This window comes from Primorskyibacter marinus, from assembly GCF_003313245.1.
GTDB classification, from domain to species: domain Bacteria; phylum Pseudomonadota; class Alphaproteobacteria; order Rhodobacterales; family Rhodobacteraceae; genus Primorskyibacter; species Primorskyibacter marinus.
Genome location: NZ_QJSD01000001.1, coordinates 195969 through 218420 on the forward strand (window position 1 = coordinate 195969; position 22452 = coordinate 218420).

Below are 22452 nucleotides of genomic sequence, written 5' to 3' on the forward strand. Positions count from 1 at the left end.
TCATTCGGCCAGACCTGCCACGCAGAAGCCCGTACCGGATAGGTATCAAAAGCTTGCCGACCAAGATGCCGGGACGCTGACCGCCCCTGTGCCAACGCGACGCACAGCAAAAAGCCGCGCCCGGTTCGCCCCGGCGCGGCCTTTCATCCTCATTTGCGTCAGGCATGCGCCGAACGTGTCACCGCGATACAGTGACCTTTGCCATACGGTCAGGCTCTCCGATCACGGCACCGTTCGGACCCTCGCCGCGCTTGATCGCATCAACCACATCCATGCCATCGGTGACTTTGCCGACAACCGTATACTGGCCGTTCAGAAAGTCGCCCGGCGCGAACATGATGAAGAATTGCGAATTGGCGCTGTTGGGCGATTGCGACCGCGCCATGCCGACAACGCCGCGCTCGAACGGACGGTCGGAAAATTCCGCGGGCAGATCCGGCAGGTCAGACCCGCCGCGCCCGGCCATTCCCATATCGCCGCCAAGCTTGCCGAACTTCACGTCGCCGGTCTGCGCCATGAAGCCGTCAATCACGCGGTGGAACACGATGCCGTCATAGGCACCCTGCTCTGCCAGCGTTGCGATACGGTCGACATGTTTCGGGGCCACATCCTCGAACAGGTCGATGGTGATTGTGCCGCTGGTGCCGCCCGCAACGTCGATTGTCATTTCCGTGGCCAGAACCGGCGTGCCCGCCAGCATCAGCGCCAGTGCAAGCTTACGCATCTGCGGCCACCTTGACAGAGATCATCCGGTCCGGGTTTGCCGGCGGCTCGCCCTTGGCGATGTCATCGACATGTTCCATGCCGCTGATTACACGGCCATAAACCGTGTATTGCCCGTTCAGAAAGCTGTTATCCTTGAAGTTGATGAAGAATTGCGAATTGGCCGAGTTCGGGTTCTGGCTGCGCGCCGCGCCCAACGTGCCCCGGTCATGCGGCAGCTTGGAAAATTCGGCAGGCAGATCCGGCAGGTCCGAACCGCCGGTGCCGGCACGGCCCGGATTGTAGTCTTTTTCCATGTTCGCATGTTCGACATCGCCGGTCTGCGCCATGAAGCCGTCAATGACACGGTGAAAGGCAACGTTGTCATAAGCCCCGGCACGGGCCAGTTCCTTCATACGCTCTGCATGTTTGGGGGCCACATCGGGCAACAGCTCGATTGTGACGGTGCCCCCCTTCAATTCGATCAGGATGGTGTTTTCGGGGTCTTTGATCTCTGCCATTGTCAGGCTCCTTCGCTGCATTTGGCGTGATACCTAAGCGTGCAGCGGCCAATTGCCAAGCGTGTGCATTGACCTGGCTGTCCGGGTTGGTCAGAACAAGCGCAACAAGAGACAGAAAAGGAACGCCCCATGGCTTGGAAAACGCTCGATCAGATGGACATTAGCGGCAAACGTGTGCTGGTGCGCGTCGACATCAACGTGCCGGTCGAGGATGGCCGCGTGACCGACGCCACCCGCATCCAGCGGATCGTGCCCACCGTGCGCGACATTCTGGATGCAGGCGGCAAGCCGGTGCTGCTGGCGCATTTCGGGCGACCAAAAGGCAAGCGCGTGCCGGAGATGAGCCTGCAACCGCTGGTGCCCGCTTTGGAAGAGGCATTCGGCGCGGATGTTGTCTTTGTCGCCGATTGCGTGGGCCCCGCAGCCGAGGCTTCGGTGACAGCGCTGCAACCCGGTCAGGTTCTGCTGTGCGAAAACACGCGGTATCATGCGGGCGAGGAAAAGAACGACCCGGAACTGGCTGCCGACATGGCCCAGCTGGGCGATATCTACTGTAACGATGCGTTTTCCGCCGCCCACCGTGCCCATGCTTCGACCGAAGGCTTGGCGCGGTTGCTGCCCGCGTGTGCCGGTCGCTTGATGCAGGCGGAACTCAGCGCGCTGGAGGCGGCCCTCGGTCAGCCCGAACGCCCGGTTGTTGCGGTCGTTGGCGGGGCGAAAGTGTCAACAAAGCTCGACTTGCTGGGCAATCTGGTGGCACGCGTGGATTTTCTGGTGATCGGCGGCGGCATGGCCAATACGTTCCTCGCCGCTCAGGGCGTGGATGTGGGCAAATCGCTGTGCGAACACGAGATGGCAGACACCGCGCTGGAAATTGTCGGCAAGGCAAAGGCCGCGGGCTGCGAGATCATCCTGCCCTCGGATGTGGTGGTGGCGCGTGAATTCAAGGCCGGTGCCGCGCATGAAACCGTGCCAGTCGCCGACTGTCCTGCGGATGCAATGATCCTCGATGCCGGCCCCGACACGGTGGCACGCATCGCCCAGGTTCTGGAAGGTGCCAAGACGCTGATCTGGAACGGCCCTCTTGGCGCGTTCGAGATCGAGCCATTCGATGCTGCCACGAATGCTGCCGCTGCCAAGGCCGCGCAGCTTAGCCGGGATGGCGCATTGACCTCTGTTGCGGGGGGCGGCGACACCGTGGCGGCGCTGAACAAGGCAGGTGCTGCGGATGACTTCACCTATATCTCCACCGCCGGCGGTGCCTTTCTGGAGTGGATGGAAGGCAAGACATTGCCGGGCGTCGCGGCGCTTGGCTGACCACCACATGCGCGTCATCGAGGACTGACAGGAAAGCTTGGGCGCTACCGGCCGTTTCTCGTTTCCGGGGTGCATTTCCGGCACTCTGCCGCCATGAGTTAACGCTGTTGGCGCAAACACTGCCACTGTTAGCGCCAACAGCGTTGCAAGCGATATGTCCTGCCCATATTCGGAACGCATAAAGTCAACCGCTGCTGCGAAAGGGCGTTCAAACCATGAAATCCACCCGTACCGTTCAAAAAATTCTGTCCAATTACGAAGGCGAAACGCCCGGCGTGAAGGCCAACCTGAACCGGATGCTGATGACAGGCAAACTGGGCGGCACCGGCAAGATGATCATCCTGCCCGTCGATCAGGGATTCGAACATGGGCCTGCGCGCAGCTTTGCCCCCAACGCACCCGCCTATGATCCGCATTATCATTACAAGCTGGCGATCGAGGCCGGGATGAACGCCTATGCCGCGCCGCTGGGAATGCTCGAAGCGGGTGCCGACACATTTGCAGGCCAGATCCCGACGATCCTCAAGGTCAACAGCGCCAATTCGCTGATGCCCTCCGAGCAGCCGAAATCGCAGGCGATCACTGCCAGTGTCGATGACGCGCTGCGCATCGGTGCCGGATGTATCGGCTTTACGATCTATCCCGGTTCCTCTGCCGGTCTTGGCATGTTCGAAGAAATCGCCGAGATGCGCCGCGAAGCCGCCGCCAAAGGCGTGGCCACCGTGATCTGGTCCTATCCGCGGGGCGAAATGCTGGACAAGGACGGCGAAACCGCCATCGACATCGCCGCCTATGCCGCCCAGATCGCGGCCCTGCTGGGCGCACATATCATCAAGATCAAGCTTTCGACCGATCACTTGTCCCTGCCCGAGGCCAAGAAAGTTTACGAATCCGAAGGCATCGACATCGCCAGTCAGGCCGCGCGCGTGCGCCATTGTGTCGATTCGGCCTTCGCCGGTCGCCGGATCATGGTGTTCTCGGGCGGTGCCAAGAAGGGCGCCGACAGCGTTTATGACGACGCGCGCGCCATCCGCGACGGCGGTGGTAACGGGTCGATCATCGGGCGCAACAGCTTCCAGCGTTCGCGTGAGGATGCCTTGGACATGCTTGGCAAACTGGTCGACATCTACAAAGGTCGCGACTGAACTTTCGGCCCTGCGCCATTTCGGTCAAAATCGGTTCGCGCAGGGCCGCCCCCGATTGTTGCGCAAGGATCACGGGGACTTTTTTTCGAAATTCTCCTTTTCCTGAATGATTCACAGCGTGATTCGTCTGTGCCATAGTTTCTGAGAGCGCCCCAAGAGGCGCAGTGAGGCAGAATATGAGCATCCTTCGAAACCGCCCCGCCTTCGGTGCTGTGATCTTTTTCGCCGTGGCCTTCAGCCTTGGCATCTACTTCACCTTTGCCGCAGTCCAAGGTGACTACGGACTGTTCAGACGTGCCGAGATCCGGATCGAGGCGCAACACCTCACCGAGGAGCTGGCACAGTTGGAATCCGAGGTGGCGCGCATGCAAAACCTGTCGCGCCGCTTGTCCGACGACTATCTGGATCTGGATCTGCTCGACGAACAAGCCCGCGATGTGCTGGGGCTGATCCGTGCCGACGAGATCGTGGTCCGCTAATCTTAACCTGCTCAAAGCAGGTTCCTGCCCATCTCTGTCGCGCAGTTTTTCGCACCTGGACGCTCTTGCCAGGCAAGCCTTCCCCTTCTACGCTGATCACAAGTTCAAGGCTAAACTATCCAGCCAATGGAGGGCCTCACAGATGGCAGCCCGGAAATCCGCGACCAAGCCCAACGTCTCTGCCGAAGAGCTGACGCGCTACTACCGCGACATGCTTTTGATCCGCAGATTCGAGGAAAAAGCCGGTCAGCTTTACGGAATGGGCCTGATCGGCGGCTTCTGTCACCTTTATATCGGGCAAGAAGCTGTCGTCGTCGGGCTGGAGGCCGCTGCCGAAGACGGCGACAAGCGCATCACCTCCTATCGCGACCACGGCCACATGCTGGCCTGTGGCATGGACCCCAATGGCGTCATGGCGGAACTGACCGGCCGCGAGGGCGGGTACTCCAAAGGCAAGGGCGGCTCGATGCATATGTTCTCCAAGGAGAAACATTTCTACGGCGGTCACGGCATTGTCGGCGCGCAGGTACCGATTGGCGCAGGCCTCGCCTTTTCCGACAAATACCGCGAGAATGGGCGCGTGACCTTTACCTATTTCGGTGATGGCGCGGCCAATCAGGGGCAGGTCTACGAGACATTCAACATGGCGGCCCTCTGGAAACTGCCGGTCGTTTTCGTCATTGAAAACAATCAATACGCTATGGGCACCGCGCAGCAACGGTCCACCTCCACCCCGGATCTGCACACCCGTGGCGAAGCGTTCGGCATCCCCGGCGAGGTGGTGGACGGCATGGATGTTCTGGCTGTCAAGGCGGCTGGAGAAACCGCAGTCGGTCACTGCCGCGCAGGCAAGGGCCCCTATATTCTGGAAATCAAAACCTATCGCTACCGCGGCCATTCGATGTCCGATCCGGCCAAGTACCGCACCCGCGAAGAGGTCCAGAAAATGCGCGAGGAACGCGACCCGATAGAACATGTCCGCAGCCTTCTGCTTGAAGGCAAACACGCCACCGAAGACGATCTCAAGGCGATCGACAAAGAGATCAAATCAGTCGTTAATGCCAGTGCGGAATTCGCCAAGGATAGCCCCGAACCCGCGCTTGAAGAGCTTTGGACAGATATATACGCAGAGGCCCGCTGATGCCACATTTTGAGATCCACGCCGAAGACCCTGCCCGCGCCCGCGCCTTTTATACCGGTCTTTTCGGCTGGGAATTCACTCCCATGCAAGGTGGCGAGGAGGTCGAGTATCACCTGATCGGTGGCAAGGATCTGGGGGACAGCCTGACCGGCGGCTTGATGAAACGGATGGATGCCACACCGGCGCCAAATGGTCCTATTCGCGGCTGCACCTTGACCTTCGAGGTCGCGGATGTCGATGAACGCTACGCTTGGGCGCTTGATCATGGCGGTGCCGAAGCCTTGCCCCCGACCGATTACCCCGGCGTGGGCCGCGCAGCCTATGTCGAGGATGGTGAAGGCAATGTCGTGGGATTTATCACCCCCGCCGAGACGGAGACTTAGCCCATGGCCACGGAAATTCTGATGCCCGCTCTTTCCCCGACGATGGAGGAAGGCACGCTTGCAAAATGGCTCGTCAAGGAAGGCGATACCGTGTCTTCCGGCGACATTCTTGCCGAGATCGAAACAGACAAGGCCACGATGGAATTTGAGGCCGTGGATGAGGGCATTCTTGGACGCATCCTGATCCCCGCCGGCTCCGAAGGCGTCAAGGTAAACACCCCCATCGGATTGCTGCTTGACGAAGGCGAAGACGCCGCCTCTGCCACCGTTGAGTCCGCGCAAAGCCAGCAACCGGCCCCTGCCGACAAAACGCTGACCTCCGAAAGCGCCCCCGCTGCGGCGCAAAGCCATCCCGAACCCGACCGCTCGCCCGACTGGCCCAAAGGCACGGAGACACACCAGCAGACCGTCCGCGAAGCCCTGCGGGACGCGATGGCCGAAGAGATGCGCCGCGATGGTGACGTGTTCCTGATGGGCGAAGAGGTCGCTGAATACCAAGGTGCCTACAAGATCAGCCAGGGATTGTTGGACGAATTCGGCTCCAAACGGGTCATAGACACGCCGATCACCGAACACGGATTTACCGGCATCGCCGTTGGGGCCGCCTTTGGTGGGCTAAAGCCGATCGTCGAATACATGACGTTTAACTTCGCCATGCAAGCCATGGATCAGATTGTAAATTCTGCCGCCAAGACCCTGTATATGTCCGGCGGTCAAATGGGCGCGCCGATGGTCTTTCGCGGCCCCAACGGTGCCGCTGCACGCGTCGGTGCCCAGCACAGCCAGGACTTCGCCGCCTGGTTTTCGCATATACCGGGCCTGAAGGTCGCGATGCCCTATTCCGCCTCGGACGCGAAGGGCCTGCTGAAAACCGCCATCCGCGATCCGAACCCGGTGATCTTTCTGGAAAACGAAATCCTCTATGGGCGCAGTTTCGATGTGCCGAAACTCGACGATTTTACCGTGCCGTTCGGCAAGGCGCGGATCTGGCGGGAGGGCACGGATGTGACCATCGTCAGCTTCGGCATCGGGATGACCTACGCGCTGCAAGCCGCTGAAAAACTTGCCGAAGACGGGATCAGCGCCGAAGTCATCGACCTGCGCACCCTGCGCCCGATGGACACGGCAACCGTCATTGCATCGGTACAGAAAACCAACCGCTGCGTCACGGTCGAGGAAGGCTTTCCCAAGGGCGCGATCGGCAACCATATCTCGGCCATCCTGATGCAAGAAGCGTTCGATTGGCTCGACGCACCCGTAATCAACTGTACCGGCAAGGACGTGCCCATGCCCTATGCCGCCAACCTCGAAAAGCACGCGCTGCTCACCACCGAAGAGGTGATGGAAGCCGTGCGGAAAGTGACATATCGGTGATGCCGCCAATGCCCCACCCGGCCGCCTCGATCGCGGCCAGACGATGACCCGCGTTGAAGTGCAGGGCCGCGACGTCGCAAACGAAGCCTACCGGATCGCGACAACGGTGGCAGGATCACCTGTCCGCGCCCTTGTGCCTGAATGCCTGATGCAAGGCCTGCGCCCGGGTGACCGCCCGTCCCACCGGGAAGCCTATGAATGGATCGCCGCCCACAAGGCCTCGTTGATCCGCGCCGTGGAAACGCTTTCGCGCGGAAAGCTTCCACGACGCCCCTACGACATTCTCACACTGATCGAAGACGCCCCTGCTTCTTCTTGGCCAAAATACTCCGGGGGTGTGGGGGCTGGCCCCCACGCGCCGACGCCCTCATCCGGCGCGCCGTCAAAGAGGACCTGACCGATGCCCACAGAAATCTTGATGCCCGCCCTCAGCCCGACAATGGAAGAAGGCACGCTCGCAAAATGGCTGGTCAAGGAAGGCGATACGGTGTCGTCCGGCGACATCATCGCAGAGATAGAGACCGACAAGGCAACGATGGAATTCGAGGCCGTCGATGAAGGCACGATCGGCAAGATTATCATCACGGAAGGCACGGAAGGCATCAAGGTGAACACTCCAATCGCGGTGTTGCTCGAAGAGGGCGAAAGCGAGACGGACATCCCGGCCAAAACCGGACAAAAGCCTCCACAGAACACCAGTTCCGAAACACCCCCCGCCCCGGCCCCCGAGCCGGGGCCTCGCGCGCCCGCCGCACCAAAATCCGACTCTGGTGACCGCATCTTTGCCTCGCCGCTGGCACGTCGTATTGCTGCCCAGAACAATCTGGATCTTGGGCAGATCAAAGGCTCCGGTCCACACGGGCGGATCATCCGCGCAGATGTTGAAGGTACCCCCACCCAAGCCGCCGCGCCCGCCAGCGCAACGCAAGGTCGCGCAGATGCGCCCCCATCCATCCCGCCTGCCTCCTCAGGTCAGATCGCAAAAACCTATACCGACCGTCCGCATAAGGAAGTACCGCTCGACGGGATGCGCAAGACGATTGCCGCGCGATTGACCGAGGCCAAACAACAGATTCCGCATTTCTACCTGCGCCGCGATATTCAACTGGACGCTCTGCTCAAATTCCGCGCCGATCTGAATGCGCAACTCGACGCGCGCGGGATCAAACTCAGCGTCAATGACTTCATCATCAAGGCCTGTGCGCTGGCCCTCCAACAGGTGCCTGCCGCCAATGCCGTCTGGGCGGGTGACCGCATCCTGCAATTGACCCCCTCGGACGTCGCCGTTGCCGTGGCAATCGAGGGCGGCCTGTTCACACCCGTTCTCAAGGACGCCGAGAAGAAAACCCTCACCACCTTGTCAGCAGAGATGAAAGATCTTGCTGCGCGCGCGCGGGACCGAAAACTCGGCCCCCATGAATATCAGGGCGGCAGCTTTGCCATTTCCAATCTGGGAATGTTCGGGGTCGAGAATTTCGATGCTGTGATCAATCCGCCCCATGGCGCAATTCTTGCGGTTGGCGCGGGCATCAAAAAGCCTGTTGTCGGTCCGGATGGCGATCTGACAGCTGCCACCATCATGTCCGTGACACTCAGCGTCGATCACCGTGTCATAGACGGCGCACTTGGGGCAGAATTGCTGGCGGCGATCAAGGAAAACCTCGAAAATCCGATGGTTATGCTGGCGTGACCTGTGGCAGCCGATCACGGCGTCGATCTCCACAAAGACATGGGCGCGGCAGACCAACGCGCCCATATTCCACCTTCACATCGGCGTATCCAAACGACGGCGTCGCCTTACACCTATCGGGCTGATGCTTCACGCACCCGAACGCAGGATCTGGTCCATGGTCATCGACGGCTGGTCACATCCTGCCTCGCCCACGATCCGTGCAGGCACGCCCGCCACGGTCTTGCAGGCCGGAACCGCATCCAGAACGACCGACCCCGCGGCGATGCGGGAGCAATGGCCGATATGGATATTGCCCAGCACCTTTGCACCGGCCCCGATCAACACGCCGTCGCCGATCTTCGGGTGGCGGTCTTCCTCTTCCTTGCCGGTCCCGCCAAGCGTCACCGAATGCAGCATCGAGACATTGTCGCCCACAACCGCAGTTTCGCCAATGACGATCGAATGTGCGTGGTCGATCATGATGCCGCGCCCGATCCGCGCCGCCGGGTGAATATCCACGCCGAAGACTTCGGAACAGCGCATCTGAAAGAAATAGGACAGGTCCCGTCGCCCGACGCGCCACAGCCAGTTGGCAACGCGGTAGCTTTGTAACGCTTGAAAGCCTTTGAAAAACAGCAATGGTTGCAGGAAACGATGGCATGCCGGGTCGCGATCATAAACCGCGACAATATCCGCCCGCGCCGCTGCTGCCAGGTCGGGATCCTTGGAATAGGCTTCGTCGCAGATTTCACGCAGCATCTGTTCGGACATTTCACCCGAGGCCAGTTTCAGTGACGTGCGATAAGCCAGCGCAGCTTCGATCGTGCCGTGATGCAGCACACTCGAATGGATAACGCCCCCCAAAAGCGGTTCTTCACGGATCGCGACGTGACCCTCTTCGATGATCTGGCTCCAGACCGGATCGAATTCGGTGAGCTTCGCGCGGGTCGTTGGCATGGCAATTCCTCCTTGGACCGTGCTTAGATACACCAGATAGGTGGCTGACGCCAATTGCAAACCTGTGATGGAGGAGATCGTGGACCGAAATCGCAAATTCCGTCAGCTGATCGAAGATCGGCTGACCACCTTGACCGACGATAATAGTTTGGGTCGCGACGCTCAGGCTGTGGTCGAACTTGACCAGCAGGCAGTCGGCAGGCTAAGCCGCATGGATGCTATGCAGTCACAGGCGATGGCCCTTGCCGGTCAAGTGCGCCGGGATGCCGAAACCCAACGTCTGCGCCAGGCCTTGCAACGACTGGACCAGGACGAATATGGCTGGTGCGACGAATGTGGTGAACAGATCGCCGAAAAGCGGCTGGAGATCGATCTGACCGCCACCCGCTGCATCGGCTGTGCCTCCGGCTAGGCCAGCGGCCAACAGTAATACCCTGCGCGTCAGGAACCCATTGCGCAGGGTCAAGGCTCAGGTCGTGGTCGTCACCGTCGCAAATGGTCCCGGCCCGAAACGTGCCGAAAGCTGTGCGACCGCGACTGTCACCCCCGGCCCGTCCTGTGCCCGCGCCGCGGCGCTGTAATGCCAGGCAGGTGTTTCCAATGTGTGTTCGCGCAGCACCGTCTCGCCCTGTAGCACCCGCAGCAAGTAGGCTTCGCGTTCTTCGCCAAGGGGCACTTCCGGCGTTTCCCAAATGTCACCATCGGTTCTGGTCCGCCGGATCCAACTTACAGCCAAGCCGCCGTCTGACGCCGAAATCCGTAGATGCGCAGGGCGGTAGGGCCGCAGCCCAACTCCCTCGAACGCGTGCACTTCGTGGACATAGCTGGGGTCGTCATAACCGCGCTTTGCCGGGCCGATTCGGTAATGCCGCGCCAGCCCGCGTGTCGCTGTTGCCAGTTCTATCTGCTGCGGTGTGCCATCCAGCATCACCACCCAGGATCCGGCGGGCCAGACAGTCGGCTGGACGCCGTCACTGCCCGCCTGCCCGCGCAACCTGTGAGACAGCAGCCAGGTGTCCTTGTCCAACAGCTCTGCGTCGCGAAACTGAAACACCTCCCAGCCGCCCGGCGTGCCGTCGCCTATTGCGGCCATGTTCGCGCCTGACAGCAACGCCGCATCGCTGATGCTTTGCAAAGCGCCAGAGGTCAGCTTGACCTGCAAGGCATTGCCTCTGTCAATCCGTCCAGCGGGTGCGGCAAACAACGGTGTCTCTGTCAGGCCCACCTTGGATTGTGCCGCGATGATCTGGTTAAGCCCGTAATCCTCGTCGCTCACGGCATCATAGACGGCAACGGTTCCGGGCCAAGGATCAGCCGCCAGCGCCAGATGCGGAGCGTGAGCGACCTCATCACCGGTCAGCAGCGGCAGATCCAGAAACAGCGGCAAGACCGGAACCGGCGCGGTGAACGGGCGCAAGCTGACTTGGTCATCGGGGAATTCAGACGGTCGGTAGACATCGGGATCAACCCGGACGGCCTCGATCAGTTGACCATTGCCATGTTCAATCCGGTCGATGCGGTATAGCGCGCCATCCTCGTTCAGCGCCACCACATCGCCAGCGCCAAGATCCATCCGCGAAGGCGGCAAGGCAAAGCGCACGGCGTCCCGCGACAGGCGCGCCTCGGACAGCCAACGCTCGGCGGTCTGACGTCCTTCGGCACGGGTCATCGACAGGGCAAGCTCTGTTTCAGCCACTGAATGCGTGGTGTCGTCGGGCAATACTGTTTCTTCGGCCACGGTGTCATAATCGCCATCCGCCTGTAGAAACCGCACCCGAACTCGTCCCGACATTTCCACATCTGCGGCGCGGGTCTGCTCTACCGTGCCCTCAAATTCCGCATTTTCGGCAAGTGCTTCGTGGCCCAGCGACAGCGGTTTGCTCTGCGCCCGCATCACGAATGTCAGCAGGCCGTTCCGCTCTACCGCGTCAAACCCGTAGGCCAGCATCAGCGGTTGCAACGCGCCGCGCGCCGCCGCGACATCCGGCACAACATAGCCACGCACGAACCCGTGCAGCCCGCTGACGTCATAATCCCGCAAACCTGCCCGTTCGCAGATCTCTGCCACGACAGAGGCCAGCCTGCGCCCCGAGGATCGCCCGTTCAGCCAATGCCCGCGCAGGTAGTTCGCCCCGTCTGACCACAAGGCGCGGTTGGCGGGAAACCACGGATAAGGCCGCGCATCCCAGGCCCAGACGAAGGCCCGATCCATGTCGATCATCGGGCCATCGTAAATTTCGGACACGGGATTATGTGCCGGATCGCGCCAGTATCCCTGCATCGCGCGCAGATACTGGTGCTGGATCAACTCGTCCCGACGACCGTCCGAATAATGCGGCAATGCGGATTCCGAGCTTTTTGGATCCAGAAACTTGTTGGGCTGGTTGCTGCCCTTGTCGATGGCCGCGCAGCCATATTCGGTGAACCATATCGGTTTCGACCCCGGCACCCAGGCCGTGGGCTGGGTCTGCCGCTCGCCCGCAATCCGTTCGTGATGCGGGTTCGACCACCAGTTGCGGATGTCCTTGTAGCGCCAGACCCATGGCTCGTCATGGGCCTCATCGGTGATCGGCTCGCGCCGCTGCGCCTCTCGTGCCTCATTGGACGGGTAATACCAGTCGTAGCCTTCGCCGCCCTCGATATTCGACGCGAGATAATCCTGATTGTGGATCGCCTTCCACTCTGCGTCCGCGTGGTCATGCCCGTCGCGCCAATCCGACAAAGGCATGTAATTATCGATCCCGATGAAGTCTATATTGTCATCCGCCCAAAGCGGATCCAGATGAAAGCGCAGATCGCCGGTGCCGTCCTGCGGGTGATGGCCGAAATATTCCGACCAGTCAGCCGCGTAGCCAATCTTGCAATCCGGCCCCAGAAGGTCGCGCGCCTCCGCCGCCAGTGCCTGCAACTCCGCAACCGCCGGATAGCCAGAGCTGCCACGGATCGTCGTCAGCCCCCGCATTTCCGATCCGATACAGAAAGACGATACGCCACCCGCCGCAGCGCATAGCGCCGCATAATGCAGGATGAAACGCCGAAATCCCCATTCGGCTGGACCGGAATAGCCGACCTTTCCCTGGCCCACAGAGAAATCAGCAGCGCTCGCCGTTCCGAAAAACTGCGCGACCTGCGCATCGGCGGTGACTGTTCCATCTGGCGATCCGTCCTGACCGGGGGCCGCCGACAGGGTGATCCGTCCGCGCCACGGCAACGGCGGCTGTCCTTCTGTCCCCGTCCAAGGATCCGGCACAGTGTTTCCGGCCTGCTGATCCATCAGGATAAACGGATAGAACATCACATCCTGCCCACGCTCGTTCATCTCGCGTATGGCCTGCACAACCGAGGTATCACATGGCGTGCCGCCATATACCGGCCGGCCCTCCACCTCCGGCACGATGCCTGCGGTCGCGCGCGTCTGTCCCGCAACCCCCCAGGGCATCGTACCGGCGTCAAACTCGTCCTGCTCCACGCGTGGGCGCACGGTGCAGGCACCGCAGCGCAGATCGTTTCCAAACCAGCTGACGACCAGCGACACGGAACGGGCGTTGGGCAGTTCCGCCTCCAGCATGTCCAGGGATTGCAGCAGGTCAGGCTGTTCCGAGGCGGTGTTGATATTGGCAATCGCGGCCTTGCCGCCGCCATATTTGAAATGCACCGGCACAGTGGCCAGCGCATATTCGCCGGTTCCGGGCATCAACGCGACGCCGCTGATCCCATGCGCCACACTGGCGGGATCGTTCTTGTCCTGATCGGGGCGCGTGACCTCAAAGCTGAATTGCGGGATACGATTGCCGAACCGTTCAAGCCCAAGATCCTCGAACACCACATAGGCGGTGCCACGATAGGCCGGAACATTGTCCGCGCCTTCAACAGCCGCGATTGCCGGATCGGGCAACTGGTCGCGGCTGCCGGGATAAACGCGCATCGTTACATCCCCCAACGGCACTTCCGCGCCATCAGCCCAGACGCGGTGCACACCGGTGATTTCGCCTTCGCACAGCGCCAGCGCAAGGCTGACGGAATAGCTGAACGACTTCATCTTGGGCTGGCGTGGCGCGCCCTTGCCGCCACCACCGCCGCCGCCGCTGGTGGTGACGTGTTCTTGAAACTCCGTCGCCCAGATCAGGTGCCCACCGATCCGCATACGCCCGTAGACCTGCGCAATCGGGGCACCTTCGCCCGCGCCTGTCAGACGAAACCGGTCAATGCGGCCGGTTTCTACCGTTTCCGATCCCTGCCCCATCAGGCGTTGGTCGATGGCCCGACCCAGCGTCGCCCCGGCAAACCGGCCCACGGCCGTCATCGACAGACCCAGCAGGCTTCCACCGACAGAGCTTCCAAGCGCCGCACCCGCGGCCGACAGCAGAATCGTCGCCATGAGATTATCCCTCCAGAGGAAAACGGAAACGCGCCACGATGCGACGTCTCCAGGGGGCGCTGAGCGGGCTTTCGACCACCCCGTGCCCCGTATACGCGTGAACGAAGGCGGGCAGATTGCCTGCCTCCGAAAGGATGCCCAGATGCTTGGCGACCGCCCCGTTCCGCATCCGGAACAGCAACACGTCGCCGGGCTTCATGTCGGGCTCGGCTGGCGAAAGATGCGCCAGGGCAGCAGCCCACAAACGTTCCTCGCCCTGCGGTTCCGACCAGTCGAACGTATAGGCCGGAATGATTGCAGGCTCTGGTCCGATGACCTCGCGCCAGACACCCCGCAAAAGGCCCAGACAATCGGTGCCCGCGCCGCACATCGAGGCCTGATGCCGGTACGGTGTTCCCAGCCAATCGCGCGCTGCGGTCACCACCTGCGAACCCACCGACATCACCGCCGACTCCCGCCGGATTGCGCCGTGGCGACCGATGGATGCACCATGACCCAGTCCTCCTCGGGTATGTCGGGAAAGCCCTGAAAATTCAGTTGATTGGCGAATTTCAACCGGCAGGTTTCAAACCGTTTGTCACAGCCCGCAATGATGCGGATCTTGTCGCCAGAGGCAATGTCTGCCCGCATCGGCTCCCACAGTTCGACGATGCGCAGATCGCCGTCGGACCTGTCGCGCTTCACCGCGCCCTTAAGCCCCGTTGCAGATCCCGACAGCACTTCAAAGCTTCCGCGCTGGAACCAGCCGGCATCAAAGCTGCCAGTATCGGCAAACCGGAAGATCCGTCGCGCTTCAACGTCGATCAGATGCGCCTCAACCGAATAGCCCGGCGTCGAAACGTCGAAGCCGCAGGAGCCATCGCCCAAAACGGCCGAGCACGGTTTTTGGAACACACGCCCCAACGGTCGGTTCAGCGCCTCGCTTAACCCGCGCAACTCAGCCTCGAACGCGCCGCCGGACCGGCGAATTTCGCCCAGTGAGCCGCGAAACAGCAATTGCCGTTCCTCCGTGTCCGCCCAATTCACCAGCCAGGACGACACTTCCGCGCCGTCGAACCGCCCCGAGGCAATATCCGCCTCTGAAATGGCCGACGACGACAGCGCACCCATCGCCTCGCTGTTATCCACCGACAGACCGGTACTTTGTTGCAGCGCCCGCGCGGTCAGGCCGGTATCTGCACGATGCACCATTCCGCCAAAGACCAGATCGCAATCGTGATCGGTAAAGCCCATCTGCACGCCATCACGCCGCGTAACGCTCCAGGCGCGTGCAACGGTGGTGCATCCGGATTGCAGATGCGTCTTCAACCCCTCATGAAACGTCATCAGACACGCACCTCCACCACTGGTACGTCGGGCACCTCGCCCGCATGGAAACTGGCGACGCTTGTGCGGATACTGTCTGTGTCAAACCGCACCGGCACGTCGAATTCGAACCCGGCCGTCACCTCGCCCTCGGCCAGCGGCGGCTCTGCAAAGGTGATCAGGCCGGTATTGTCATCGACCTCGTAATGCACACCGTGAAAAAGCTCACCACCTTGCACGCCCGCACGGACAGAGCCTTGAACCGGCTTCGTAACCGGGCGGTCATAATGGCTGTCCCCCGACCAGTAGCGCTTGATCAGTTGGAACGTCACCGTCGCACCGTCACCGCGCGCGATCACCTGATCGTCAAACCGAACGGTCCGCGACGCACGACAGCTTTTGTAATCCGCCCAGTCTTTCCAGCGAAAGCCGAACAACTGCCCCTGACGCGCCTCGAAAAAGGCGATAAGCTCGCCGATATCGTCCAGCGACCGCAGGCCTAATCCGGCATCGTAGCGCCGCCGGGAATGCGCCCAAGGCGTATTTCTCTCCTCGAACCCGTTGGCCAATGTCACCACATCGGTGCGCCGTTCGGGGCCGCCGACCGACCCAAAGCTCAGGCTGGCCGGAAATCTGACTTCGTGAAATGACATGACATCCTCCTCAGCGGTTGCGTTGACCGCGGGTTAACGCGCGGCTCATCTGGGCGGCGACCTGCGCCTGACTGCGGCGGAACCCATCGACATCCGGCGTGGTGATGTTCATCACCACCGTTGTTGCCCCGGATCCTCCCTGCGCCTGTACGCCCAGTTTGCCATCCGCGCCGCGTGTCAGTGGCATGATCGCTTCCGGCCCGGCCTCTCCCATCAACCCCGTACCGCCGCGCATCGGAAAATTTGTCGGCCCGGTGACAACCCCGCCCTTGGCGAAAGGCATTACCCGTCCTTGACCAAAGGCCGCGCCGTCAGCAAAAGGCGACGCGCCGCCGAATATCCCCGCGACGCCGCCCGCGATCAGGCTGCCAACGTGATCCGTCACCGGCTTAACAGCCGCGTTATATGCGGTGCCGATCATGGAGTTGGCGACCCTCTCCAGCGCGTCCGACAGCTTCATCCCGTCGAACACAACCCCGTCGATTGCGCCCTTCAAACCGCGGCTCAACGAGGTTTCCAACGCCGCGACACCTTTGCCGGTGGCGCTGAACGTCTGGTGGATGCGGCGCATTTCCGCGTCGAAACCGGCTGCCATTCCGGCCGCGGATGCGAACGAACTTTCCAGCGCATCCACTTGATTTTCCAGCGTTTCCGCTGTGTCTCTGTCAGACATCTTCTGCCCTTTCCTGACTGTCCGGATAGGCGCGGATCAGCGCCTCCAACCCATCGCGCCCCAGGGACGCCGCGCCGGGGCGTTCGCCCAGCATCACCCGCAATTCGGCAGGTGTCAGCGCCCAGAACTCTGCCGGACGCAGACCCAGCCCTTGTAAGCCGGCACGCATCAGCGCCGGCCAGTCCAGCGCGCTCACGTTGCGATCTCCTCCGGCGGCAGGAAGGCGCGGGTCAAAAGCTCTGCCGCGACCCGTGCCGCCGCCAACGGGCCGCCGCTGATCTCGGCGGCCAGAAGATCCCCCGCACGCCCTTGCCAACCGCCGCCACGAAGCCCGGCGACGATCAGCGCCAGCACATCGCGGCTGCTGACCTTGCCGCCTTCGAACCGGGCCACCAGATCCATCAGCGACCCGCTGTCCAACCCGGCTTCCAACTCTGCCAACGCGCCCAAAGTCAGGCGTAGCTGGTGCTGCACCCCGTCGATCTCCAGCGCGACTTCCCCTCTGTACGGATTGGTCATGGCCTTACAGCGCCGTAAAGGTCAGTTGACCGGCCGACGCCATGGACAGTTCGTAGGTTGCCTCGCCGTTATGCGAACCGGCATATTCGATCGACGTCACCTGGAACGGGCCTTCGATCGTGCCGAAATCCGGAATGATGACTTGAAAATCAGGCGTCTCGCCGTCGAAAAAGATCTGTCGCGCGCGCTCGTCCGTCGTGTCATCACGGAAGACACCTGACCCTGAAAGCGAGGCCGACCGCACACCCGCGCCGCCTAGCAATTCGCGCCAGCCACCCGAGCTTTCCAAAGAAGTCACATCGACCGTCTCGGCGTTGAAACTTACCCGCGTGGCACGCAGCCCCGCCAGCGTCTGAAACTGGCCGACACCGGTCAGATCCACCTTGATCAGCATGTCCTTGCCGTTCTGGGCACCCATGGCATTTACTCCGTTGATAGTGTTCAGTTGTCTTCCACGCGCGCGCGGAATTTCAGGTCGATGCGGCGGATGGTTCCGGTTCCCACACGCGCCGCCTGCGCCTTGAGAAACCGCATCCCCACCAATCGCCCGCGACTGAGTGTCAGCGCGGGATCGTTCAGCGCATCACTGATTGCAGCGGCGGCTTCCTTTGCCTGCTGGAACCCGGCAGCGCCTGTGACGACGGTGATCGTCAGATCATGCTCTGCCCCGGCACCGGTGGCATCGGATTTGTCGCGGACCACCTCGGCCCCCAGCGTGACGTAAAGATCCGGCACCCGGCCCGATGGCAGTGCGTCGTAGACATGCGCGCCGACGGCGGCCTGCACCCCGGCATCTGCCAGCAAGCAGCCATAGACCGCCGACTGAAGCGGAGCGGAAAGCGCATAGCTCATGCCGCGACCTCCTCTTCGGCAAAGCAGATCAGGAACCGGCCACGCGGGTCGCGCTCGCTGACCGCTTCGATGCGGTAATGCCTGGTGCCCTCACGGAACCGCTGTCCCGCTTGCGGGCGCATCACGCTACCCACCGGGGCACCGCGCACCGTGATTTTGAACCCCATGACCGAGGCAGAGGATGCAGGTCCGGACACTTCGCGCCCGCTGCGCGGTTTGACCTCTGCCCAAAGGGTGCCAAGCGCGTTCCAGCCCTCGTCGTAGCCGCCCGCCCCATCGGCCGTGACCAGCGGTGCCTCAAGCACCAGCGGGCGATTCAGTTCGACCATACTCATTGGTCTGCCCCCAGGCCGATGCGAAGCGGCCTGTAACGCTCGATCAGGCTGGTCACGCCGAAAGGCATGCAGCCGCGGCCCAGCGAGGTCTCGTCGCGGTATTCATAATAATGCGCAGCCAGCAGCATCACCGCCTGCGCCAGATCGGCGGGCAGCGCATCCCAGTCGGGCGACATGCCGGCGGTCAGTTTCAGTTCTGCATGACCACCATGCGGAATCGTCGGCAGGCAACTGCCCATCGACGCAAGCACCGGGCGCACTGCGTCTTGCACCAGACGGTATTTGCCCGGTTCGATCACTGTCGGCAGGCCGTCGCGCCCAACCAGGCACAGTTGCGAAATCGCGCTGACCGGGGCAATCGGCAAGCCCTGACCGGCACCGTTCCAACGCTCCACCGTCCAGGTGAAATCACGCGCAATCAGCGCCTTTCCGGTCCGCGCTTCGATAGCCGCAAGGGCCGCGCGCAGAAAACCTTCGAGCAATCCGTCCTGCAAGCTGTCTTCGGCAAAGCCCGATCCCAGCCGCAGGTGGCTCTGCAATCCGGCAATCGGAAGCACCGCCTGCGGCACTGTGGTTTCTTCGATCAACATCATGGATCGTCTCCAAACATCCTGCCCCTCCGCGGGAGCATTTTCCGGCAAAAAAGGCGCGCGCCACTCACGTTGCTCGGACGGAGGGGAGCAGCTGGACAACGCAAGTCCTAACCGGCGCGCGCCAGGGCAGCGGGTTGCCCCGCCGCTCTTCCGCCGCGCCTTACGAGACGGCGAAACGCAGAAGCTTGATCGCGGCAAAATCGCTGACATCGCCGCCGACACGCTTGGTGGCATAGAACAGCACATGCGGCTTGGCCGAGAACGGATCACGCAGGACACGCAGATCTGGACGTTCGGCGACGGTGTAGCCAGTGCCGAAATCGCCAAAGGCAATCGCATCGGCACCCGAACCCACATCGGGCATGTCCTCGGCAATCAGCACGCGGTATCCCAACAGGCGCGCAGGCTCTGCCGCCGCCAGTCCGTCAGACCACAGAAACCGGCCATCGGCATCCTTGAGTTTGCGCACCAGACCGGCGGTCTTGGAGTTCATGACAAAAGTCGCGTTGGCGCGGTATTCCGCCCCCAGCGAATAGACCAGATCGATAAGCGCGTCAGCGCCTGCAAACCCACCATCGGCACCGGTCGGCACATAGCCGATATTGCCCCAGCTCCAGACGTCATTGTCGACGGTGGGGTGGCTCAGAAAACCGGTGGGTTTGTCATTGCCGTCACCGCTGATAAAGGCGGCAGCCTCGGCACGGGCGAACTTGTCGGCGATCCGGCCAGCCAGCCAGCCCTCGATGTCGAATGCGGCATCATCCAGCAGACGCTGCGACGCTTTGGGCAGAGCCGACAGCTCGTGCAGCGGAATGGCGATGCGGTCGACAATCGGCGTGCCCGTTTCGGTCGAAGGCCCGGCTTCGGACGCCCAGCCCGCCCCCATCTCTGTGGTGTCGATCAGCACATCGTAGGACGTTGCCTCGACATTCACCACATTGGCGATCGCCCGGATAGATGCCGTGGTCGCAAGCACCGAATTGACCGAGGCAGAAGTCACCGGATCGACAAGATAGCCGCCATCGCCGTTGACGGCTGTGGACATCGCCTTGCCTTCAAATTCCAGGCCGCGAAGCCCATCGTCATCGCCCGACCGCAAATAGGCATTGAATGCCTTCTGGTGCGGCACCTCGACATCGGCCGAAGTGGCCAGTGCGGGACGGTAGGCAGTGTGAGATTTACGATCAAGCATGGTCAGTCGCTCTTCCTGTTGTTGAAGCCGTGCGGACATGTCGTCCTGAAAGGTTTTGAAATCCCCGACAAAACCCGCGATTGCGGATTTTACCTGGGTGACCGGAGACAGATCTTCCCCGGTCCGAGAGGTCGTCTCGGTCTTGCTCATGGCATTGGTCCCGTGATGGCGTGGCGCGTCAGTCGCGCGCCAGGTTGCGGCGCGCGCCCTCCAGCGCCTGCGCCAATTCACGCAGCATGGCTTCGGCCGGGGCATCGCCCTTGGCCGCCACGCGCGCACTGGGCAGCATCGGGAACGTCACAAGCGAGACCTCCCAAAGCTCCAGTTCCGTCAGAAGCCGCTGGCCCCTGTCATTCTTCGTGGCTTTCAGCGTGCGGTAGCCAATCGAAAGCCCGTCAATGGCCCCCGCCGCGATCAGCGCCGCCGCTTCACGGCCCTTCTGCGTGCTGTCCAGCAGTCGGCCCTTGACGAACAGCCCGCGACCGTCCTCGCGCACCTCGTCCCAGATCCCGATGGGCGTCGCCGGATCGTGCTGCCACAGCATCTTCACCGCGCGGCGTTCCTCGAGCATGCGCTTCAGAGATGCTTTGTACGCGCCCGCCTCCACCACATCACCGCCCTGATCGCAGGCTCCGAACAGCGAGGCGTAACCCTCGATGCGACTGCTATCCGTCACCGAGACTTCCGTCTCAAAACGGCAGAATTTCTGTTCCAATCCGTAGTCCGTCTGCATGTCTTGTCCTTCCATCATCTCGAAAACCCGGATCAGGGTGCCGCCGCCAGAAGGCCCTGTACCGCCTGTGCCAGGATCACGCCCACCACGCCATAGACCGCCAGCCACAACCGTCGTTCCAGCCGCTCCATCAACATTTCGATCTTGTCGATCCGTCGATTTGCTGCCTCGAATTGCATCCGCGCCATGCGCTCATGCGCTTCCAGTTTCAACGAGGGCGCGCAGTCGAATGGCAGACCTCGGCTATCAGCCATTGGCCTCGTCCTCCGTCAGTGCGGGCAGACCTAACATGGCCCGTTTCTCGGCAACGGTCAGAAACTCGGCCGCTGTGACACGACCCCATTGCGCATCACGTTCTGCACTCAACGCAGGCACTTGGTCCAGGTCGGGCTTGAGCTCGAACGTCTCGCCGATATGTGCGCCCAGCCAGCCGCTCAGCGCCCCGGCCACCCGCATTGCCAGCGGCAGAACCGTCAGCCGATAGAACGCCCGGTTGGCCTCTTGGTAATTTGCATAGGTCGCATCACCCGGTATCCCCATCAGCATCGGCGGCACCCCGAAGGCCAACGCAATTTCCCGCGCGGCACTTTCCTTGGTCTTCTGGAATTCCATATCCGAGGGGCTGAACCCCATCGGCTTCCAGTCCAGCCCGCCTTCCAGCAGCATCGGCCGCCCGGCATTGCGCGCGCCCTGGTGATAGCTTTCCATCTCGCTCACCAACCGATCGTATTGATCCGGCGCAAGGCTGCCCTGCCCCTCCGCGCCCTTGTAGACAATCGCACCCGAAGGCCGCGCGGCATTGTCCAGCAGCGCCTTGGACCAGCGCGAGGCGCTGTTATGCACGTCCAGCGCCATCGCGGCCGCCTGCATCGGGCTAAGCCCGTAATGGTCGTCCTGCGGATGAAAGCTCTTGATATGGCAGATGGGGGAAACCGGCCCCGTGGCATCAAACCGGTGCTTGCGCCCGCCGACCGCGTATTCGTACCCCACAGGCCAGCCATCCGGTCCGGGGATCACCGACAGTCTGTCAGACCGCAGCACATGCAGTTCCGCCAGTTCGCCCAGATCGGTTTGCACCGCCTCGACATAGCCATTGCCCGACAGCAGGATCTGGCCATAAAGCGCCTCCAGCAGCTCTGCGCGGCGCTGCGCCGGGTTCGGCGCGGACAGCAGCGCCAGCACCGGATGGCTTTCATAGCGTCGTTCCGCGTCCTGTAGCACCAACGGCAAGGCCGCTGCGGCCTCGGCAATCAGCTTCACCGCGCGGAACCCGATCGGGTTGCCGGCAAAGCCTGTGCGCGTCAAGGACACCGTGTCGCGCGGGCTCCAGGCCACGCGGCCATTGCCCTGCATGGCAATCACCCGACCCACCGCGCTCGCCTTGGCCTCGGGGGCCGCAGGCGCTTTTGCCGGGGCCGATACTGCCTGGCTCTTGCGCATGAAATCAAATACCATCGTGTGATGCTCCTCGTTTCACCTGTGCCGTGCAGACAAGCCGCGATCCCTCGGATCACGCTGTTTCGCGCGG

Annotated in this window: 27 protein-coding genes; 9 read left to right on the plus strand and 18 right to left on the minus strand. The window is 62.1% G+C overall.

Annotated features, from left to right (window positions below; all coding sequences use genetic code 11):
* Positions 1 to 178: 178 nt before the first annotated feature.
* Both DMZ65_RS00935 and DMZ65_RS00940 read right to left on the minus strand, forming a co-directional pair.
* Positions 179 to 724, minus strand: coding sequence for a peptidylprolyl isomerase (locus DMZ65_RS00935; protein WP_116597043.1), 546 nt, complete (start codon positions 722 to 724; stop codon positions 179 to 181).
* Positions 717 to 1223 carry a peptidylprolyl isomerase gene (locus DMZ65_RS00940; protein WP_084349930.1) on the minus strand — a complete coding sequence of 169 codons (507 nt, stop codon included), beginning with the start codon at positions 1221 to 1223 and terminating at the stop codon, positions 717 to 719. The genes DMZ65_RS00935 and DMZ65_RS00940 overlap by 8 nt, the downstream gene beginning before the upstream one ends.
* 129 nt (positions 1224 to 1352) lie before the next feature.
* Between DMZ65_RS00940 and DMZ65_RS00945 the strand changes: the two genes are divergently transcribed.
* The 8 genes from DMZ65_RS00945 to DMZ65_RS00980 all read left to right on the plus strand — a co-directional run bounded on the left by DMZ65_RS00945 (position 1353) and on the right by DMZ65_RS00980 (position 8752).
* Complete coding sequence (locus tag DMZ65_RS00945; RefSeq protein ID WP_116597044.1) at positions 1353 to 2540, plus strand: phosphoglycerate kinase; 1188 nt, start codon at positions 1353 to 1355, stop codon at positions 2538 to 2540.
* A 215-nt stretch (positions 2541 to 2755) separates the two neighbouring features.
* Positions 2756 to 3685: a class I fructose-bisphosphate aldolase gene (locus DMZ65_RS00950; RefSeq protein ID WP_116597045.1), complete on the plus strand. Its 930-nt coding sequence runs from the start codon at positions 2756 to 2758 to the stop codon at positions 3683 to 3685.
* Between the two features lie 176 nt (positions 3686 to 3861).
* Positions 3862 to 4164 carry an FtsB family cell division protein gene (locus DMZ65_RS00955; RefSeq protein WP_116597046.1) on the plus strand — a complete coding sequence of 101 codons (303 nt, stop codon included), beginning with the start codon at positions 3862 to 3864 and terminating at the stop codon, positions 4162 to 4164.
* A gap of 142 nt (positions 4165 to 4306) precedes the next feature.
* Positions 4307 to 5305, plus strand: a complete 999-nt coding sequence (gene pdhA / locus DMZ65_RS00960) for a pyruvate dehydrogenase (acetyl-transferring) E1 component subunit alpha (protein ID WP_116597047.1) — start codon at positions 4307 to 4309, stop codon at positions 5303 to 5305.
* On the plus strand, positions 5305 to 5688 hold the full coding sequence (locus tag DMZ65_RS00965; RefSeq protein WP_116597048.1) for a VOC family protein: 384 nt from the start codon (positions 5305 to 5307) through the stop codon (positions 5686 to 5688). The genes pdhA and DMZ65_RS00965 overlap by 1 nt, the downstream gene beginning before the upstream one ends.
* Positions 5689 to 5691: 3 nt before the next feature.
* Positions 5692 to 7062: a pyruvate dehydrogenase complex E1 component subunit beta gene (locus DMZ65_RS00970; RefSeq protein ID WP_116597049.1), complete on the plus strand. Its 1371-nt coding sequence runs from the start codon at positions 5692 to 5694 to the stop codon at positions 7060 to 7062.
* Positions 7063 to 7105: 43 nt separating this feature from the next.
* On the plus strand, positions 7106 to 7459 hold the full coding sequence (locus DMZ65_RS00975) for a hypothetical protein (protein WP_198662595.1): 354 nt from the start codon (positions 7106 to 7108) through the stop codon (positions 7457 to 7459).
* A 3-nt stretch (positions 7460 to 7462) separates the two neighbouring features.
* Positions 7463 to 8752, plus strand: coding sequence for a pyruvate dehydrogenase complex dihydrolipoamide acetyltransferase (locus DMZ65_RS00980; RefSeq protein WP_116597050.1), 1290 nt, complete (start codon positions 7463 to 7465; stop codon positions 8750 to 8752).
* A 129-nt stretch (positions 8753 to 8881) separates the two neighbouring features.
* Here DMZ65_RS00980 and cysE read toward each other — a convergent pair whose 3' ends face one another.
* Positions 8882 to 9691, minus strand: coding sequence for a serine O-acetyltransferase (cysE, locus tag DMZ65_RS00985; RefSeq protein WP_116597051.1), 810 nt, complete (start codon positions 9689 to 9691; stop codon positions 8882 to 8884).
* Positions 9692 to 9770: 79 nt separating this feature from the next.
* On the opposite strand from cysE, the gene DMZ65_RS00990 reads away from it, so the two are divergent.
* Entirely contained in the window at positions 9771 to 10103 is a 333-nt protein-coding gene (locus DMZ65_RS00990; RefSeq protein ID WP_232824840.1) for a TraR/DksA family transcriptional regulator, read from the plus strand.
* Between the two features lie 57 nt (positions 10104 to 10160).
* Here the strand turns inward: DMZ65_RS00990 and DMZ65_RS00995 are convergent, their stop codons facing one another.
* The 15 genes from DMZ65_RS00995 to DMZ65_RS01065 all read right to left on the minus strand — a co-directional run bounded on the left by DMZ65_RS00995 (position 10161) and on the right by DMZ65_RS01065 (position 22379).
* Entirely contained in the window at positions 10161 to 14069 is a 3909-nt protein-coding gene (locus DMZ65_RS00995; protein ID WP_116597053.1) for a baseplate multidomain protein megatron, read from the minus strand.
* Positions 14070 to 14073: 4 nt separating this feature from the next.
* Positions 14074 to 14511, minus strand: a complete 438-nt coding sequence (locus DMZ65_RS01000; RefSeq protein WP_198662596.1) for an NlpC/P60 family protein — start codon at positions 14509 to 14511, stop codon at positions 14074 to 14076.
* Positions 14511 to 15395: a phage/gene transfer agent baseplate hub protein gene (locus DMZ65_RS01005; protein ID WP_198662597.1), complete on the minus strand. Its 885-nt coding sequence runs from the start codon at positions 15393 to 15395 to the stop codon at positions 14511 to 14513. The genes DMZ65_RS01000 and DMZ65_RS01005 overlap by 1 nt, the downstream gene beginning before the upstream one ends.
* Complete coding sequence (locus DMZ65_RS01010; RefSeq protein WP_116597055.1) at positions 15395 to 16027, minus strand: DUF2460 domain-containing protein; 633 nt, start codon at positions 16025 to 16027, stop codon at positions 15395 to 15397. The genes DMZ65_RS01005 and DMZ65_RS01010 overlap by 1 nt, the downstream gene beginning before the upstream one ends.
* Before the next feature lie 10 nt (positions 16028 to 16037).
* Positions 16038 to 16700 carry an RcGTA-type gene transfer agent tail tape measure protein gene (locus DMZ65_RS01015; protein ID WP_116597056.1) on the minus strand — a complete coding sequence of 221 codons (663 nt, stop codon included), beginning with the start codon at positions 16698 to 16700 and terminating at the stop codon, positions 16038 to 16040.
* Positions 16693 to 16896: a rcc01693 family protein gene (locus DMZ65_RS01020; protein WP_116597057.1), complete on the minus strand. Its 204-nt coding sequence runs from the start codon at positions 16894 to 16896 to the stop codon at positions 16693 to 16695. Before DMZ65_RS01020 ends, DMZ65_RS01015 begins: the two co-directional genes overlap by 8 nt.
* The gene (locus DMZ65_RS01025; protein WP_116597058.1) at positions 16893 to 17219 is read right to left on the minus strand and encodes a gene transfer agent family protein; all 327 of its coding nucleotides are present in this window, start codon (positions 17217 to 17219) and stop codon (positions 16893 to 16895) included. Before DMZ65_RS01025 ends, DMZ65_RS01020 begins: the two co-directional genes overlap by 4 nt.
* 4 nt (positions 17220 to 17223) lie before the next feature.
* On the minus strand, positions 17224 to 17637 hold the full coding sequence (locus DMZ65_RS01030) for a phage major tail protein, TP901-1 family (protein WP_116597059.1): 414 nt from the start codon (positions 17635 to 17637) through the stop codon (positions 17224 to 17226).
* Between the two features lie 23 nt (positions 17638 to 17660).
* Positions 17661 to 18071: a DUF3168 domain-containing protein gene (locus DMZ65_RS01035; protein ID WP_116597060.1), complete on the minus strand. Its 411-nt coding sequence runs from the start codon at positions 18069 to 18071 to the stop codon at positions 17661 to 17663.
* Complete coding sequence (locus DMZ65_RS01040; protein ID WP_116597061.1) at positions 18068 to 18406, minus strand: head-tail adaptor protein; 339 nt, start codon at positions 18404 to 18406, stop codon at positions 18068 to 18070. The genes DMZ65_RS01035 and DMZ65_RS01040 overlap by 4 nt, the downstream gene beginning before the upstream one ends.
* Entirely contained in the window at positions 18403 to 18999 is a 597-nt protein-coding gene (locus DMZ65_RS01045) for a head-tail connector protein (RefSeq protein WP_116597062.1), read from the minus strand. The genes DMZ65_RS01040 and DMZ65_RS01045 overlap by 4 nt, the downstream gene beginning before the upstream one ends.
* 160 nt (positions 19000 to 19159) lie before the next feature.
* Positions 19160 to 20341: a phage major capsid protein gene (locus DMZ65_RS01050; RefSeq protein ID WP_116597063.1), complete on the minus strand. Its 1182-nt coding sequence runs from the start codon at positions 20339 to 20341 to the stop codon at positions 19160 to 19162.
* Positions 20342 to 20369: 28 nt separating this feature from the next.
* A complete protein-coding gene (locus tag DMZ65_RS01055) occupies positions 20370 to 20924 on the minus strand; it encodes an HK97 family phage prohead protease (RefSeq protein ID WP_116597544.1) in 555 nt (184 codons plus the stop codon).
* 32 nt (positions 20925 to 20956) lie between these two features.
* Positions 20957 to 21178 (minus strand): GTA head formation protein, RCAP_rcc01685 family, encoded by a 222-nt coding sequence (locus DMZ65_RS01060; protein ID WP_116597064.1) that lies wholly within the window; start codon positions 21176 to 21178, stop codon positions 20957 to 20959.
* The gene (locus tag DMZ65_RS01065) at positions 21171 to 22379 is read right to left on the minus strand and encodes a phage portal protein (RefSeq protein WP_116597065.1); all 1209 of its coding nucleotides are present in this window, start codon (positions 22377 to 22379) and stop codon (positions 21171 to 21173) included. The genes DMZ65_RS01060 and DMZ65_RS01065 overlap by 8 nt, the downstream gene beginning before the upstream one ends.
* Between the last annotated feature and the right edge of the window lie 73 nt (positions 22380 to 22452).